Origin of the sequence: Pseudarthrobacter sp. NIBRBAC000502770, from assembly GCF_006517815.1 — a bacterium.
GTDB classification, from domain to species: Bacteria; Actinomycetota; Actinomycetes; order Actinomycetales; family Micrococcaceae; genus Arthrobacter; species Arthrobacter niigatensis.
In genome coordinates this window covers 2,818,072-2,832,467 of the sequence record NZ_CP041198.1, presented here as the reverse complement: position 1 = coordinate 2,832,467, position 14,396 = coordinate 2,818,072, and the positions used below count along the sequence as shown (strand labels likewise).

17 protein-coding genes are annotated in these 14,396 nt (G+C 65.7%); 6 read left to right on the top strand and 11 right to left on the bottom strand.

What is annotated here, in order from left to right; translation table 11 throughout:
* Positions 1-21: 21 nt before the first annotated feature.
* From NIBR502770_RS13625 to NIBR502770_RS13615, 3 genes are read right to left on the bottom strand one after another with little or no spacing between them, the layout of a single operon-like run.
* Complete coding sequence (locus NIBR502770_RS13625; RefSeq protein WP_141182268.1) at positions 22-786, bottom strand: amino acid ABC transporter ATP-binding protein; 765 nt, start codon at positions 784-786, stop codon at positions 22-24.
* Positions 783-1,742: an amino acid ABC transporter permease gene (locus tag NIBR502770_RS13620; RefSeq protein WP_141182267.1), complete on the bottom strand. Its 960-nt coding sequence runs from the start codon at positions 1,740-1,742 to the stop codon at positions 783-785. The genes NIBR502770_RS13625 and NIBR502770_RS13620 overlap by 4 nt, the downstream gene beginning before the upstream one ends.
* Before the next feature lie 4 nt (positions 1,743-1,746).
* Complete coding sequence (locus NIBR502770_RS13615; protein ID WP_141182266.1) at positions 1,747-2,661, bottom strand: ABC transporter substrate-binding protein; 915 nt, start codon at positions 2,659-2,661, stop codon at positions 1,747-1,749.
* 220 nt (positions 2,662-2,881) lie between these two features.
* Here NIBR502770_RS13615 and NIBR502770_RS13610 point away from each other — a divergent pair, with 220 nt between their 5' ends.
* Positions 2,882-3,583, top strand: a complete 702-nt coding sequence (locus tag NIBR502770_RS13610; RefSeq protein ID WP_141182265.1) for a GntR family transcriptional regulator — start codon at positions 2,882-2,884, stop codon at positions 3,581-3,583.
* 23 nt (positions 3,584-3,606) lie between these two features.
* Here the strand turns inward: NIBR502770_RS13610 and NIBR502770_RS13605 are convergent, their stop codons facing one another.
* Complete coding sequence (locus NIBR502770_RS13605) at positions 3,607-4,497, bottom strand: hypothetical protein (protein ID WP_141182264.1); 891 nt, start codon at positions 4,495-4,497, stop codon at positions 3,607-3,609.
* 544 nt (positions 4,498-5,041) lie between these two features.
* Here NIBR502770_RS13605 and NIBR502770_RS13600 point away from each other — a divergent pair.
* Complete coding sequence (locus NIBR502770_RS13600) at positions 5,042-5,395, top strand: hypothetical protein (RefSeq protein WP_141182263.1); 354 nt, start codon at positions 5,042-5,044, stop codon at positions 5,393-5,395.
* Positions 5,396-5,472: 77 nt separating this feature from the next.
* Here the strand turns inward: NIBR502770_RS13600 and NIBR502770_RS13595 are convergent, their stop codons facing one another.
* Positions 5,473-5,889 (bottom strand): hypothetical protein, encoded by a 417-nt coding sequence (locus NIBR502770_RS13595; protein WP_141182262.1) that lies wholly within the window; start codon positions 5,887-5,889, stop codon positions 5,473-5,475.
* A 478-nt stretch (positions 5,890-6,367) separates the two neighbouring features.
* Here NIBR502770_RS13595 and NIBR502770_RS13590 point away from each other — a divergent pair, with 478 nt between their 5' ends.
* The 3 genes from NIBR502770_RS13590 to NIBR502770_RS13580 all read left to right on the top strand — a co-directional run bounded on the left by NIBR502770_RS13590 (position 6,368) and on the right by NIBR502770_RS13580 (position 9,400).
* On the top strand, positions 6,368-7,768 hold the full coding sequence (locus NIBR502770_RS13590) for a glutamate decarboxylase (protein ID WP_141182261.1): 1,401 nt from the start codon (positions 6,368-6,370) through the stop codon (positions 7,766-7,768).
* 149 nt (positions 7,769-7,917) lie between these two features.
* A complete protein-coding gene (locus NIBR502770_RS13585) occupies positions 7,918-8,313 on the top strand; it encodes an Hpt domain-containing protein (protein ID WP_141182260.1) in 396 nt (131 codons plus the stop codon).
* Positions 8,314-8,530: 217 nt separating this feature from the next.
* Positions 8,531-9,400, top strand: a complete 870-nt coding sequence (locus NIBR502770_RS13580; protein WP_141182259.1) for a class II glutamine amidotransferase — start codon at positions 8,531-8,533, stop codon at positions 9,398-9,400.
* Here the strand turns inward: NIBR502770_RS13580 and NIBR502770_RS13575 are convergent.
* Both NIBR502770_RS13575 and NIBR502770_RS21220 read right to left on the bottom strand, forming a co-directional pair.
* Complete coding sequence (locus tag NIBR502770_RS13575) at positions 9,351-9,983, bottom strand: hypothetical protein (RefSeq protein ID WP_141182258.1); 633 nt, start codon at positions 9,981-9,983, stop codon at positions 9,351-9,353. The genes NIBR502770_RS13580 and NIBR502770_RS13575 overlap by 50 nt on opposite strands.
* Before the next feature lie 129 nt (positions 9,984-10,112).
* Positions 10,113-10,814: a hypothetical protein gene (locus NIBR502770_RS21220; protein ID WP_168223172.1), complete on the bottom strand. Its 702-nt coding sequence runs from the start codon at positions 10,812-10,814 to the stop codon at positions 10,113-10,115.
* A 207-nt stretch (positions 10,815-11,021) separates the two neighbouring features.
* Between NIBR502770_RS21220 and NIBR502770_RS21215 the strand changes: the two genes are divergently transcribed.
* A complete protein-coding gene (locus NIBR502770_RS21215; RefSeq protein WP_168223171.1) occupies positions 11,022-11,519 on the top strand; it encodes a DUF2127 domain-containing protein in 498 nt (165 codons plus the stop codon).
* A 4-nt stretch (positions 11,520-11,523) separates the two neighbouring features.
* Here NIBR502770_RS21215 and NIBR502770_RS21360 read toward each other — a convergent pair whose 3' ends face one another.
* The 4 genes from NIBR502770_RS21360 to NIBR502770_RS13550 form a co-directional block, all read right to left on the bottom strand.
* Positions 11,524-11,982, bottom strand: coding sequence for a cupredoxin domain-containing protein (locus tag NIBR502770_RS21360; RefSeq protein ID WP_210418867.1), 459 nt, complete (start codon positions 11,980-11,982; stop codon positions 11,524-11,526).
* A gap of 58 nt (positions 11,983-12,040) precedes the next feature.
* On the bottom strand, positions 12,041-12,646 hold the full coding sequence (locus NIBR502770_RS13560; RefSeq protein WP_141182256.1) for a class F sortase: 606 nt from the start codon (positions 12,644-12,646) through the stop codon (positions 12,041-12,043).
* Positions 12,647-12,813: 167 nt separating this feature from the next.
* On the bottom strand, positions 12,814-13,566 hold the full coding sequence (locus NIBR502770_RS13555; RefSeq protein ID WP_141182255.1) for a CHRD domain-containing protein: 753 nt from the start codon (positions 13,564-13,566) through the stop codon (positions 12,814-12,816).
* A gap of 122 nt (positions 13,567-13,688) precedes the next feature.
* Positions 13,689-14,093, bottom strand: a complete 405-nt coding sequence (locus NIBR502770_RS13550; RefSeq protein ID WP_141182254.1) for a hypothetical protein — start codon at positions 14,091-14,093, stop codon at positions 13,689-13,691.
* Positions 14,094-14,396: the final 303 nt, after the last annotated feature.

Genomic DNA, 14,396 nt, shown 5'->3' with positions numbered 1-14,396 from the left:
GTCCTGCTCCAATGCTTTGGGCTAGATGACTTTCGCCAGGAATTGTTTGGTGCGTTCATGCCGGGGTTCGCGCAGGACCGTCCGCGGGTCGCCCTGCTCCACGATGCCGCCGCCGTCCATGAAGATCAGGTGGTCGCCCACTTCGCGGGCGAAGCCGATCTCGTGGGTGACCACGATCATGGTCATGCCGCCGTCCGCGAGTTTGCGCATGACGTCCAGGACCTCGCCCACCAGCTCCGGGTCCAGGGCCGAGGTTGGCTCGTCGAACAGCATCAGCCGCGGTTCCATGGCCAGTGCCCTGGCGATGGCAACGCGCTGCTGCTGTCCACCGGACAGGGACGCCGGGTACGCGTGGACCTTCTCGGACAGGCCCACCCGCTCCAGGAGGACCCGGGCCCGGTCCTGGACGGCCTTCCGGTTCTCCTTCTTCACCCGGACCGGCGCCTCGCAGATGTTCTCCAGCACCGTCATGTGGGGGAAGAGGTTGAAGCTCTGGAAGACCATGCCGATGTTCTCGCGCATCCTCGCGGCCTCGGCGTTGTTCTGCGCATGCAGCCGGCCTTTCCTGACCTTCACGCCAACCGGCTGTCCCTCCACAAGGATGTACCCGCCGTCGAGCGTTTCCAGCTGGTTGATGCAGCGGAGGAACGTGGACTTGCCGGAGCCGGACGGCCCGATGATGCAGGTGACGCTGCCCTTGGGGACGGTGAGGTCGATGCCTTTGAGGACTTCCAGGTCGCCGAAGCTCTTGGTGACGCCCTGCGCCTCGATCATCACGGTGCTCATGGCTGGACCTCCTTGCCGGTGATGCCGGGGCTTACCGGTTTGGCTTTGCGGCGCCGGATGCCGCGGCCCGGCGTGATGCCGCCGCGGTTGAAGTGCCGCTCAATGAAGTACTGGCCCAGGCTCAGGATGCTGGTGACCAGCAGGTACCACATGCTCGCGGCAATCAGCAGCGGGATGGTCTTGAAGTTGGCGCTGTACACCAACTGCGCGGAGTAGAGCAATTCGGGGAAGGCCAGGACGCTCACCAGGGAGGTGGTCTTCAGCATGGAAATGGTCTGGTTGCCGGTGGGCGGGATGATGATCTTCATCGCCTGCGGCAGCACAACCCGGGACAGGATGGCGAACCGCCGCATGCCCAGGGCCGTGGCCGCCTCCGTCTGCCCGCGGTTCACGCTCAGGAGCCCTGCCCTGACGATCTCCGACATGTAGGCGCCTTCATTCAGGCCCAGTCCCAGGATGGCTGCCATGAACGGGGTGATCAGCACGTTGGCGTCCACCGAGAAGAACTCCGGCCCGAACGGAATGCCTACCGCGATGCGCGGGTAGATGGCGGCGATGAAGCCCCAGAAGAGCAGCTGGACAAAGACCGGCACCCCGCGGAACAGCCAGACCAGGAACGCGGCGGTCCCCGCCACGATGGCGTTGGGTGCCAGCCGGGCCAGCGCCAGCAGGACGCCGACGACGATTCCCACGGCCATGGAGATGGCCGTCAGTCCCAGCGTGCGCAGGAGCCCGGTGAACAGCCGCTCCGAGGTGAACCAGCCGAAGACGATGTTCCACTCGAAGCGCGGGTTGGTGACCAGGGAGTAGCCCACCAGGAAGATCGCAACCGAGACGATCGCCGCCGTGAGCCACAACCCTCCGTGGCGCTGGTGCGGACGGCCCATCAGGAGCTGCCGGTCCAGGCCGTCGCCGGCCGGTGCCTTGGCGTCGGGTTCCGTGGCTGTGTTGGCCATGGGGCTACTGCGCTTTGTTGAAGGCGAAGTCAGAGATTGCACCGCTGCCTACACCCCACTTGTCCAGGATCTCCTTGTACTTGCCGCTCTTGGCCAGCGACTCCATGCCCAGCTCGATGGCCTTCTCCATGCCAGCGCCCTTCTTGAAGCCGATGCTGACGGGGGAGACGTCCTTCTCGCCGAGCAGTTCGATCTGTCCGCCCTGCTTGATGGCGTAGCCAAGGGTGGGTCCATCGATGTAGACGGCGTCAATGCGGCCTGCGGTCAAGGCCAGGTTGGGGGCTTGCATGTCCGGGTAGGTCATGGCCTCAATGGCCGGCTGGCCGGCGTCCGTGCAGGCCTTGGACAGGGCGGGCAGCCGCTTGAGGTCCTGGAAGGAACCCTTCAGCACGCCCACGCGCTTCCCGCAGAGCGTGTCGATGGTGAGCTTCTGCGGGTTGCCCGGGGCCACGCCGATGCCGCTGCCGGACTGGTAGTAGTCCACGAAGTCGAGCACCTTCATGCGCTCGGTGGAGGGGGACATCTGGGAGATGGCCATGTCGAACTTCCCGGCGGAAATGCCGGGGATGATGCCGTCAAACGGCCCGCTCTTGACCTCGGTCTTCAGGCCGAGCGTCTGGCCCAGGGCCATGGCGATCTCGGGGTCAATGCCCTGGATGGTGGTCCCGTCCGCGGCCATGAAGTGCAGGGGCGGGGAGCTCTGGCTCATGGTGACGGTCAGGGTTCCCTTGTCCTTTGCGTCCTTGGGGAGCGCTGCCGCGGCGGCTTCGTCGACTTTGACGGCCTCCGCGGAGCTGGAGGGTTTGGGGGCATCGGACTGGGCGGAAGAGGACATCCCGGGGTTGGAGCACCCGGAGAGAAGGAGGCTCGCCATGGATACTGCGGCCGCGGTCACCAGCATCGATCGAAACTGAATCATCTATACGCCTTCGGAGTTGGGGGAGGAGGGGCTGGGGGCCTTGGGCCTCCAACCCCTGAAGGGCAACAGCGGCTGTGGTACAGATCACTTCGCTGTCCGGTATCATGTACCGTACATCATGCACGATTTTCCGCCAACACCTTTTTCGCGGTCATTGTCTTGTGACGGAGGCGCCTCTGGCGCTGCCTTCGTTGACCGATACTTCGCATAGGATTCCGAAATGAACGCCGCTTCGCCTGAAGAAGAAGTACTCATCCCCGGCCGGCCCATGCTGGTTGACCAGGTGTTCGAGGCCATCCTGTCCCTGCTGCTGGATGACAAGATCTCCACGGGCTCGCCGCTGAGCATCGACGGGCTGGCCAAGCGCTTCAAGGTGTCCTCCACGCCGGTCCGGGAAGCCCTGGCAAGGCTGGAAACCACCGGCATGGTCCGCCGCGAAGCCCTGCGTGGGTACAAGGTGGCCCCCGAACCGACAGCCAGCGACGTCGCGGCGCTCCTGACCTCGCGGCAGATCCTGGAACCCGCGTGCACCAGCATTGCCTGCACCAACTCAACCGAGGAGCTGGTGGCGGACCTGGAAAAGTTCCACCGCGACCTTGAGGCGTCGCGCCATGGGGGCGACACCTTCGCGGGTTACCGGGCCTACTGGCAGGCGGACGAGAACTTCCACCGGCGCATCGTGGAGGCCACCGAGAACGAGTTCCTGCTCCGAGCCTACGGCTCCATTGAAGGGCACATCCAGCGGTTCCGGCTCATGGTGCACAACGACATGAGCGGCGACCACACGGTGCAGGAGCATCAGGCCATCATCGACGCTTTCAAGGCCGGGGATCCTGCGGCGGCGACGGCAGCGATGAACAGCCACATCGAGGGGATCCGGAGCCGCTCGCTCAGCCTGCAGAAGTTCGGGCAGCAGGGCTGAGAGGCCCTGGCGCCCTGGCCGTGTTAGCAGCCAATTTTGGGCACATTCACGTGGGAGCAAAATTTGAAGATGTCTTCGAAAGCAGCGGCAATCTTCGTGGCTGTCGGCGAACTCTCCACCGCCTTGTCGGTATAAGCCTCCCAGCGGGAAACCTTGCCGGCTACCGCAGGGTTGTCGGCGTCGAGGTCCTTCACAGCCTTAAGGCAAGAGGAGCCTGTGGTTGTGGCCTTGAGCGAGGCACTGAACCTCCGAAGGGCACTGGAGGAGTCCGTCAGGTCTTGGAACGACGTCACGGACTCGCCCGCGGACTTGGCGCACGATGCCAATGCCCCCGCCTTCGGGTCACGGTGTTTAAGTATTGCCAGGTAGAGAGATTGATCCATCTCCTTGTACCTGTCAGCTGCAAGTTTGTACCCGGCCCAGGCTGTGGTCTGCTTGGAATCCGGTGACCAATCGTAAAGCCAGCTTTTTGGTTGCGCCACCTCTCCGGGCGCCAGGAACCACTTTTGGCTTGTATTGGAAAGAAAAGTGGTGCGGAAAAAGCCTGCTTCGTCCGTGTGGGATACGTAGGGCTCCAACGAACCCGGAACAAATGCCCACACCTTGTCCCCGTGATTGCTCAACACGGAATTGGTCTCGACGGGTCCATAACCCGAATAGCAAATAGTCAATCCTTCGTAAAGGTCGTCGTTCTCCGGGTATTGGATGGGGACGGGCCGGTCCGCTGGGCACCCCTGGCGGTTGTACCACGCGGTGCCAGTGTCCTGTGGGTTGTCGGTCTGTTCCCCCGATGGTGGGGTTGAAGGACCCGGATCGTTGCCGCCACCGCCGCCGTCGTTGGAACAGCTGGGCAGGGAGAGCACCAAAGTGAGCAGCCCAATCATGGATACAAATTTCCTGCGGCGCTGATTCATGGCATCTACGCGGCTTTCTTGGCCGGCCTAGCGGTATTCGGACCATCTCCTGAATCCGAGAGCATAAGCCTACGGCGGAATAATGAAAGCCAGTAGAGGCGAACACATGCAGGGGAGACGAATAGGTAGTTCTTCTGTCGTTCGCCATATTAGGTAGGTGCATTCTGCAAACCTTGAGATGGGTGCGTTTCCTCCCCCAAGCGAAGACAGTTTCGAGGACCTTTTGGAGAAGCCGTTCGGCAGGTATCCGGGCTGGAAAATTCAAGTATCGGTTACTGGTCAAATTTGCCGGGCAGGCGCCTAGCCTTCATCCATGCTGAAGACTGTGTTTAGGATTTTTCGACCTGAGCCAAAATGCAGGTTTTGCGGCCAGGTGCTTCCGCACACTCCCTCTGCGGAATTTTGCTCCCGTGACTGTTACGACAGGTACCACTACCTCAACGGTGCTGCCGGCTCCGGGCAATAACCACGCTTCGTGGCGAAGGGGCCGGTCGTGGGCGCTCCGGGGCGGAAAGCTGCTGCCGGCTGCGATTATGCTCGAACCATGGCGATGCAAGATTCCCCGGCCAAGACCATCAAGGTCCGCGACAAAGGACCGTGGCGGCGGCGGATGTGGATGTGGATTGTTGCTGCCGGGCTGGACGTGTACATCCTGGGTTTCGTCATCGGACTGCAGCCATCGGGTCCCCTCTGCGGCAGCCCGCTGCTGCGCGAGAGCCATGCGGCTGAACTGATAGGCCTGCAGAAGGCCGGCATCGGGGCGGCCGCTGTTTGCTACAAGAACATCGATGCCGACTCCGTCCCTGTCTGGACCCTCATGGCCGTCGGAGTCTTTCTCGTCATGGCAGGAGTTGCCGTCCGGATCGTCAGCATCCGGCGTTCCGCCAGTTTGGACTGAGCCCAACGGGCAGACGCGGCAGCGCGCCCGGTGACCACCGGACGCGCCATGGCTGAGACTCTTTCCAGCTCGGGTCCTCAGCCTTTCATGCCGCCGCCCGGGCCACCGGTCTCCGTGGAGGTCACGGTGAAGGACGCATCCAGGTAGACGGTGGCGCGAGTGCCGTCCGACTTGATGATGTGGGCCTCGTAAACCGCACCCTCGGCGTCGTTCTCCACCCGCTGGATAGTGGCGCCCGGATTCGCGGCCAGCGCGGCGTCGGTGACCTTCGTCGCCGTATCACCGGTCAGCAGCGTTTCCGTGATCCCGTTGGCCTGGTGGCCGCCTTTTGACTCGTCCCGGGGCTGGCCCTGCGTCGCGGACGCGCTGCTGCTCGAAGTGCTGGAGTCGGTGGTGGCGGCATTCGCCGGCAACGCCGTGGTTGCCAAGGCTCCACCGCCGATTGCTGCTGCGAGGGCAAGGCCGGCCAGCGTTGACTTCATGGTGGTTTTCATGGGGGCTCCTTCGTTGTTGGTCCTCCAGTTGGAGGGAATACAACAAGCATTGGGGCCGCTCCTGTCCCCGGTGTAGGGCAGGGCTGTGCAGCCGCTGTGCATGCTGTCAGCTATCCCCGGGGCGAGAGGGGCGCGGGTGTGCGCCGTGCGAAACGCGGGCGTAAAAAAATCGTCAAGGTTTCCGGCCTGAGGCCCCGATCCCGGCCGGCCCGTCCCGCACCGGGGGTACCTTGGATGCAGTGCCGCCGCCTCATCATCCCCCAAATTTGAGGCGGCGGCACGTGTCTTTTCTCCGGCGCCGCGGACTGTCCCTGACCTCGATTGGTGACGTTGCCGCCGTCGTCCATCCTTCGCGCCACCACGCCCGACTCCCTGGGAGCCGTTCCCAGCCGGTGCATGAATAATACGGAGTGCTGGCAACAGCGGAAGTGCAGCGGCAGGCACCTGCCTGCCGCGACGACGGGCGAAGGAAGCGGACATGACCAGGTCACACCGGAGCGAACGGCATGAACCCGAATCGAGCGTGGAGCTGAACCCCCTGTTCAGCCGGCCGGGGGAGTCCACCATCTTCCCGCGTTTCACCATCCCGGACGGCGAATCCCTGCCCGGCACCGCCTACCAGGTGGTCCACGACGAAGTGATGCTGGACGGCAACGCCCGCCTGAACCTGGCCACGTTCGTGGGGACCTGGATGGAGCGCGAAGCCTCCCAGCTGTACGCCGAAACGTTCGACAAGAACATGATCGACAAGGACGAGTACCCGCAGACGGCGCTGATCGAAACCCGGTGCTGGCGCATGCTCGCGGACCTGTGGAACGCCCCGGACCCGGCCGCCGCCGTCGGCACCTCCACCGTGGGTTCCTCCGAGGCGTGCATGCTCGGCGGGCTGGCGCTCAAGCGCCGGTGGCAACACCGCCGTCGTGCCGCCAAGAAGCCCACCGACTCACCCAACATCGTCCTCAGCTCCGCCGTTCAGGTCTGCTGGGAAAAGTTCTGCAACTACTTCGAGGTGGAAGCCCGCTACGTGCCCGTATCCGCCGAGCACCCCGCCCTGGACGGCCACGGCCTGGAACGCTACGTGGATGAGAACACCATCGGCGTGGTGGCCATCATGGGCGTCACCTACACCGGCGCCTACGAAGCCGTGGAGCAGATCGCCGCCGCACTGGACGCCATCCAGGCGGACACCGGGCTGGACATCCCCATCCACGTGGACGGCGCCTCCGGGGCCATGGTGGCCCCGTTCCTGCAGCCGGAACTGGTTTGGGACTTCCGGCTCCCCAGGGTGGCCTCCATCAACACCTCCGGACACAAGTACGGGCTGGTGTACCCCGGCCTGGGCTGGATCGTGTGGCGGGACGCTGGCGCCCTGCCCGAGGACCTCGTGTTCCACGTCAGCTACCTGGGCGGGGACATGCCCACCTTCGCCCTGAACTTCTCCCGGCCCGCCGCCCAGGTGCTGCTGCAGTACTACCTGTTCCTCCGGCTGGGCTTCGCCGGCTACCGGTCCGTGCAGGCAAGCTGCCGCGACGTGGCCCTCTACCTCTCCCACGAGATCGGCGCCATGGACGCCTTCACCCTCTGGAGCGACGGGTCCGACATCCCGGTCTTCGCCTGGCAGCTCACCGACGGCCACACCAAGAACTGGAACCTCCACCACCTCTCCGAGCGCCTCCGCATGAACGGCTGGCTGGTCCCGGCCTACCCGCTGCCGGACGGCCTCAGCGACATCACCGTGCAGCGGATCGTGGTCCGGAACGGGTTCACCCGCGACCTCGCCGCCAGCTTCGTGGCCGACCTCCAGAAGGAAGTGGCGTACCTGGATGCCCTGGCGGGGCCCATGCCGGAAGAGCAGCAGAAGGAAGCTTTCCACCACTAAGCGTCCTGCACCCGGAAACTTGAGTACCCCCTACTCGTGTGCCCTCCTACGCCCAGCGCGTAGCGTCGGCGTTGGTTCGGAAACGTACTTGCAAGGGGGAGCATGTGTATGGAAGGGAAACCTTAGGCGCCAGGGGCGCTGCGGGAGCCGTGAACCAGGAGGAAAGCCCGAACCTGCCCGTGCTGGATGACTCTGTCCTGGCACTGTTGCGGGCCGAAACGGATTATGACGACGGCATCTGGAAGGTATTCGTCCGGGACTTCATCGATCAGATGCCGCCCAGGATCGAGAAGATCCGCAGCACCCTGACCAGCGGTGACGGCAAGGGCGCGATGGCAGCCGTTTTGAGTCTCCGGACGTCGGCGCAGATGGTGGGGGCCATGCACCTGGCCGGCGTTGCCCTCGAACTGGAGGAGGACCTCCGCTGCGCGGACAACGGATCCGATCCGGCCGGTGCGTTGCCGGGGCTCGCTGCGAAGTACCTTCGCAGGATTACCTACGCCGGCCAGCGGACCACGGACCAGCTGGAGTTGTTCATCGGATAGAAATTGGCAGTCACATGTTTCCATCTTGAGGAAACGTTGAGCTTGCATTCCTAATCTGTGGCCATGGGTAAATATGGGGGAAGTTACGATGCGCGTTACTCACGCAGGGAGTTGCGCCGCCGCCGGCAAAGGGCGACGTCCTACGTCGGCCTGGCGTTCTTGGCTGTGGGAACTGTTGCCGTAGTGCTGGCGGCCCTGGGGCGCTGAAGGAGCGGCCATGTGCCGGTTGTTCGGGCTGCACGCAGGGTCCCGGCCCGTCCGCGCCACCTTCTGGCTCCTGGACGCCCCGGACAGCCTGGCTGAGCAGAGCAGGCGGGAGCCCGACGGCGCGGGGATCGGCACGTTTGCGGCCGACGGCGGCGCGCGGGTCAGCAAACGGCCGCTTGCCGCATGGGAGGACCACGCCTTCGCCCGGGAAGCCCGGCAGCTGGTGAGCACCACCTTCCTGGCACACGTCCGGTACGCCAGCACCGGCGCCCACACCCTGGTGAACACGCACCCGTTCGAACAGGATGGCCGGCTGTTCGCGCACAACGGGGCGTTCCACGGGCTGGACCGGCTCGACGCGCGGCTTACCGGTTTTGGGGTTTCCGGGTTGGTGCAGGGCCAGACCGACAGCGAACGCCTCTTTGCCCTCATCACCGCCGAGAGCCGCCGGGCCGGCGGGAACGTGGCCGAAGGCATTGTGCGGGCGGTGGAATGGATCGCCGCGGAGCTTCCCGTCCTGGCCCTGAACCTGATCGTGACCACTGCCACCGACCTCTGGGCACTCCGCTACCCGGCCACCCACCCGCTGTTCATGCTGGAACGGGACCCTTCAGTAGAGCCGACTCCGGTGGCGCCGCTGGATGCGCGGAGCCACCGGATCCACACCCGAAGCACCGAACTGTCCGGTGCCCGGTCCGTCCTCTTCGCCACCGAACCCATGAACCACAACCCCGGCTGGCGCCCCCTGGCGGCGGGGGAGCTGGTGCACGTTGCGCCGGACCTGGCGGTTAGCTGCACCCTCCCGTTCCCGGACCAACCTGCCCACCCGCTCACGCTCGCCGACCTGGATCCGTCCGCCGCGGCGTCGCAAACGTCCTGACGGCTGGCTCCGAAAAGCCCTTGGACGCGGTATCCAGCCCCGACTTTCCCGGTTCTTTGCCTTGTCTGCGTCCCACCAACCCTGCCGCACCGAAGGCCCCCGCCAGGACCAGCAGGCTGCCCAGCCACCCCGCTGCAAGGAACATCTGGGTCATGCGGTCGCTGGCCTCGAAGGGTGCCAGCGACTGGCCGGCCACCACAACGTTCCCTGCCGCCTGTTTCGCCACGATCGCCATCCGCAAACCAGGCTCCGGCTGCCACGTCACCGTGTCGCTGCCCAAGGCCCGCGCCGTGTCGAGCACCCCCTCCGGTACCACGGGCATGGCCCCGTGCAGGACCACGGTAGAGGAGAGCGGGCTGTTGGTGTCCCCGTAACCGATCAGGAACACGCCACTGTCAGGGGACAGCTCCAGCCGCGGCCCCGCCGCCGTATCAGGCCCCGGCTGTTGAAGCCGCGCCGCGGCGGCGGCAGCCGGCGCCGTGTTGGCCATGTGGCGGCCAATCTGCTGGAGCGCGACGTACACGCTCCCAAAGGCAAGCGTGATGATGATGGCCGCCGCCAGGCACCAGATGATCCTTTTCATGGGAACATCATGCGCTCATATCCCTGCCCCGCGGCGGTACCACAACGAACCCGGCCCACTGCCCACGCCCGCCGGACCCTGGAACCGTCCACGCCGCCGTCGCACGCGTCCCGACGGCTGGCCGGCGCGTCAGGTGCTGGGCGTTGCCGCCTTCTTTGCCAGGGCCTCAGCCATCTTCTGCACCCTGGCGCCGTAGCCGCCGTTCAGCGCCGTGTCCTTGATCTTGTTCGCCTGGGCGTCCAGGTCCGCGGGGGCAGCGTTCTTGAGCGTGGTCAGGTCAGCCTGGAGGTTCGCGGGGAGCTTGGCGAACAGCTTGGGGTGGGCGATGAGCTGGTCGGCCACCTGCTGGAGCCCGGCGCCCGGATTGCCCGAGCTGAACGCGGTCCGCAGTTCCTGCCGCAGGCCGGCCACGCCGGTGACGGTCTTCTCCAGCGCTTCGGCGCGCTTCTGGACCTCGGGACCGTAGCCGCCGGAAAGGGCGGTGGTCTTGATCTTGTAGGCGTCCTTCACCCGGTCCGCCGCCGGGGCGTCCTTGAGCGTGGTGACGTCGGCCTGGAGGGCGGCGGGCAGCTTGGCGAAGAGCTGCGGGTGGTTGACCAGGGCTTCGGCTGCCTTCGCGGCACGGTCCCCAACAGCCTGGGGGCTGTCCGCGTTGATGCCCAGGAACGCCTGCAGGCCGCCGGCGCCTTTCGCCGCTTTGGCCTGGCCGGTGGCGGCGGCGGAGGCGGTAGCTGTTGGACTGGGGGAGGCGGACGCGGCACCCACGCCTGCAACGGCCATGGCACCGGCGGCCAGGAGGGCTGCGGCTCCGACGCCGATGCGGGTTTTCATAGACGGGATAGAGGGTTTCACCACGGTGTGTCCTTCCAATTTTGCGCGTGCCTCCCCGCTGGACGGCGTGGACCGGCACGGGATCACTATAGGAGCCGATGCTGGGGAAATGCTGGATGCCGTGGCGGCCCGGCGCGTGGTCTGCTTGTCGGGTGCCGCGCGTTGTCCGGGGGATACACTGCACGGGTTCTGCGAAGGGAATGTCCAATGGAAAACACGCGCCAGGGAACGGCCCTGCTGGACAGGACCTTCCGCATCTCCCTCATCCTCAAGGGCCTGGACGGGGTCCTGGAACTGATCGGCGGCGTCCTCCTGCTGCTGGTCACGCCCGCACAGATCAACGGCCTGGTCCGGTTCCTCACCCAGCACGAACTCGCCCAGGATCCGCGGGACTTCGTGGCCAATGCCCTGGTGCACCTGACCGCCAACCTTTCGGGCCCGGCGTCGTTGTTTGGCGCCGTCTACCTCCTCCTGCACGGGGTGGTGAAGATCGTCCTGGTGTGGGCGGTCCTGCGGGAGAAGCTGTGGGCCTACCCCTGGATGATCGCCTTCCTGCTGGTGTTCATCGCGTACCAGGTGTACCGGATCTCGGTGGAGTTCACCTGGGGCATGGTGCTCCTGACCGCGTTCGACATCTTCATTGTCTGGATCACCTGGCGTGAGTACCGGATGCGGCGGGCCCAGAACCGGGTGCCCGTAGGCTGACCCGCTACTTGACTGTCAGCGTTCCGTGCATGTTGGAGTGGTACGTGCAGTGGTAGGGGTAGCTTCCCGCCGTGGCGGGGGCGGTGAAGGTGGTGCTGGTCCCGGGTTTGGCCACGACGTTGAAGGAGCCGTCGTCAGCGGTCACGGTGTGGGCTTCGTTGTCCATATTCATGACCGTCACACTCCCGCCGCCGGGGACGCTGTCCGGCCCGGTGTAGGCGAAGGACTTGATATGGATGGTCAGGCTTGGGTTCGCTCCGGTGGACCCGTGCTCCGCCATCGTTGTTCCGCTGGGGGATGCCATGGGCGAACCTCCCATGCCAGCCATGGATGCGGGCGTGGAGGCCGGCGTCTCCGGTGCGGCGGCGGGCCCTCCTCCACTGGTTCCACACGCGCTGGCCCCGAAGATAGTGGCGGCGCCGATCAGGGCCAGGGCCGCGCGCTTAGTGAGTATCGACTTCATGATGTTCCCTCTCGGGGATGAGTGGCCGGTTTCGGCCTGGGCCGGGAGCGGCTGCGAATTACGCGGGGTGGCTGGAGACCAGATGCGCGTAGACAACGGTGTTGTCGAGGTATTCCCTCGTGGCCGGGTCGTAGCCCCCGCACGTGATAAGGCGTACCTCGGGGCGGTCTGCGTTCTGGTAAACCTTCACTGTTGGGAACGTTGATTTGTGGTAGATATCCACCCGGTCCACGGTGAAGACCGCGGCGGTGTGGTCCGCGCGGGTAATGGTGATGGTCTGGCCCGCGGTGAGTTCGTGAAGCCGGTAGAACAGTCCAATGTCGCTGGTGGTGCTGTTGACGTGGCCCAGGATCACCGCCGAGCCCGTCTGGCCCGGAGTGGGCAAATCCTGGTACCAGCCGGCAGGAGACCCCGGTTCCCCCGAGGGCGTCTGGACTTCCCCGTTCGCTTGCTTTCCCACCGGAGCCACAGCCGCGTCCACTCCGATGGAGGGCACCTCCACACGCACCGGGACGGAGGCGGGCAGCGGGGCATCCGGAGCAGCAGGAGTGGCCGCGGCCGACGGGACTGGCTGTACCGGCGCAGCGGGGGGCGGCCCTGTTGGGGACGCCGGCCCTGGAGCGCCGGTGTCCGCGGGCAGCGCTGCGGCTGGTGGGCCGGACACTGCTGCGGGTCCCCCGTGCCTGAGGGTTCGGCGTGGAGGCCGAGGCCGATGGTGGTGATGCCGCCGGCCAGGAGCAGGGCGGCTGCCGCGGACGCGATGACGCGTCCGCGGCGGCTGCTGTTCCGGGGTCCCATTAGGTCCCTGCTTGTTCCCGCTGTCCTCTGGGCCTAGGCGGCCATCTTGCGGCGGAGTGCGTACGCACCGCCGGCTGCGAGGACCAGGCCACCGCCGGCAGCGAGGAGGCCAAGGTCAGGTCCGGCCGGAGCCGGGGTGGTGATGCCGGTGCCGGGGGCTCCGGCGGGCATGGCCTTCAGGGAGCCGCACAATGCCGGGGAGGTGGCGGCCAGGGGCAGGGAGGGCACCAGGTCGCTGGGAGCCTTCTGCGCTGCCTCGGGCAGGGTGGCCGGATCCAGGCCGTGGACCACGACGACGGCGGTTCCGGCCTTGAGCGAATCAGCAGTCTTGGCATCCAGGGTGAAAGTCCGGTTGTAGGTATAGGAGGCGCCCATGCCTGCGACCTTCAGGTCCGTTCCGGCTGCGGGGCTGGTGTCCCCGCTGGTGGAGAGGGTGGCGCCGATGCCGCCGTAGGCAGGTGCGCCTTCGGTGGTGCTGATGACACCGTCTTTGTTGGTGTCGGCGGACATGTCAGGGCACATCCCCTTGGCACCGATGTGGATGTGCTGCACGTGCGGGTACGGGTTCCCGTTGAACATGGCAGCGAGTCCGGAGACTTTCTCCGTGACGGTTGCCTGGTCACCGTTGACGGTGACCATGACGGTTCCGGAGGCATTGCTGCCGTTGATCGCGGCGAGGTTCGCCTGGTACATGGTGGCGTTGTCGGCGGCAAGGGCCGGGCTGGTGGAGAGTGCGAAGGCGCCCAGGGCAAGAACCGGGGCAACCAGGAAAGCGGATTTCTTCATGACATTTCCTCCATTGGAAATGGACGCTCCCCTGATGGGTCCGCCCATGACTGTGACACTGATGATTCGCTGTGCTTCCCGTCACGGATGGGGAAGGTGGGCGTCTTTTTGCCCCTCCCTGGCTATTCGGACCAGCAGGCCAGTACGGCGGTGGCTATCTGGTACGCGAAAGCGTCACGGGAAACGTCGTGGGGGCCCAACGTAGCGGGGAGGGCTGCCGCGTCCACCGTCAGGACGAAATTGTCCTTCGTGAAGACCGCGGAGGTAGGCGTCTGGAACGCCGGAAACCCCAGGTTTGCCAGCCCCTCAATCGGCGCAGCCCCGGCAGCCTGTTGCTGCAGTCCGTCAAAAAAGGCGCGGGCAGCTGCCGGATCGGACGTTTCCTTGACCGAGAGCAGCAGGTGCCCGGACGGGAGCGCATAGGTGCAGGTGTAGAGTTTGTCCGCCCAGGAGTCCGTGGTGGGTGGCTCGGATGGAAGGGATAGGGCCTTGACGATATTCGTCCTGGTTTCGTCGCCGCATACCATGGTTGCGGCGGACGAGGGCCGTCCGCCGCAGCACCGGCAGTTGCCTGCGGCGAAACGGACGGACTGGCTGAAGGTCCTTCGGGCGGCGGGTTTCCGGCGCCGGCCGCGGCGCAGCCGGACAAGACCAGGGCCAGGAACGTTGTCAGGGCCGTAATCCGCAGCCGTCCCCTGTTGTGTGCTCGCGGACTGCTTCGTGGACTCATGGCTGCACCTTCCGAACGCTCCTGCACTGGCCGGATTCGGCCGTACCTACCAACTGTTCGTTACAGCAACCCTTCTGGACCGGTCCGGGCCCGTGCTGCG

Bases quoted from the DNA above. Each gene is read 5' to 3' on its own strand.
- NIBR502770_RS13625 (WP_141182268.1), bottom strand. From the start codon at position 786: ATGAGCACCGTGATGATCGAGGCGCAGGGCGTCACCAAGAGCTTCGGC.
- NIBR502770_RS13620 (WP_141182267.1), bottom strand. From the start codon at position 1,742: ATGGCCAACACAGCCACGGAACCCGACGCCAAGGCACCGGCCGGCGAC.
- NIBR502770_RS13615 (WP_141182266.1), bottom strand. From the start codon at position 2,661: ATGATTCAGTTTCGATCGATGCTGGTGACCGCGGCCGCAGTATCCATG.
- NIBR502770_RS13610 (WP_141182265.1), top strand. From the start codon at position 2,882: ATGAACGCCGCTTCGCCTGAAGAAGAAGTACTCATCCCCGGCCGGCCC.
- NIBR502770_RS13605 (WP_141182264.1), bottom strand. From the start codon at position 4,497: ATGAATCAGCGCCGCAGGAAATTTGTATCCATGATTGGGCTGCTCACT.
- NIBR502770_RS13600 (WP_141182263.1), top strand. From the start codon at position 5,042: ATGGCGATGCAAGATTCCCCGGCCAAGACCATCAAGGTCCGCGACAAA.
- NIBR502770_RS13595 (WP_141182262.1), bottom strand. From the start codon at position 5,889: ATGAAAACCACCATGAAGTCAACGCTGGCCGGCCTTGCCCTCGCAGCA.
- NIBR502770_RS13590 (WP_141182261.1), top strand. From the start codon at position 6,368: ATGACCAGGTCACACCGGAGCGAACGGCATGAACCCGAATCGAGCGTG.
- NIBR502770_RS13580 (WP_141182259.1), top strand. From the start codon at position 8,531: ATGTGCCGGTTGTTCGGGCTGCACGCAGGGTCCCGGCCCGTCCGCGCC.
- NIBR502770_RS13575 (WP_141182258.1), bottom strand. From the start codon at position 9,983: ATGAAAAGGATCATCTGGTGCCTGGCGGCGGCCATCATCATCACGCTT.
- NIBR502770_RS21220 (WP_168223172.1), bottom strand. From the start codon at position 10,814: ATGAAAACCCGCATCGGCGTCGGAGCCGCAGCCCTCCTGGCCGCCGGT.
- NIBR502770_RS21215 (WP_168223171.1), top strand. From the start codon at position 11,022: ATGGAAAACACGCGCCAGGGAACGGCCCTGCTGGACAGGACCTTCCGC.
- NIBR502770_RS21360 (WP_210418867.1), bottom strand. From the start codon at position 11,982: ATGAAGTCGATACTCACTAAGCGCGCGGCCCTGGCCCTGATCGGCGCC.
- NIBR502770_RS13555 (WP_141182255.1), bottom strand. From the start codon at position 13,566: ATGAAGAAATCCGCTTTCCTGGTTGCCCCGGTTCTTGCCCTGGGCGCC.
- NIBR502770_RS13550 (WP_141182254.1), bottom strand. From the start codon at position 14,093: ATGGTATGCGGCGACGAAACCAGGACGAATATCGTCAAGGCCCTATCC.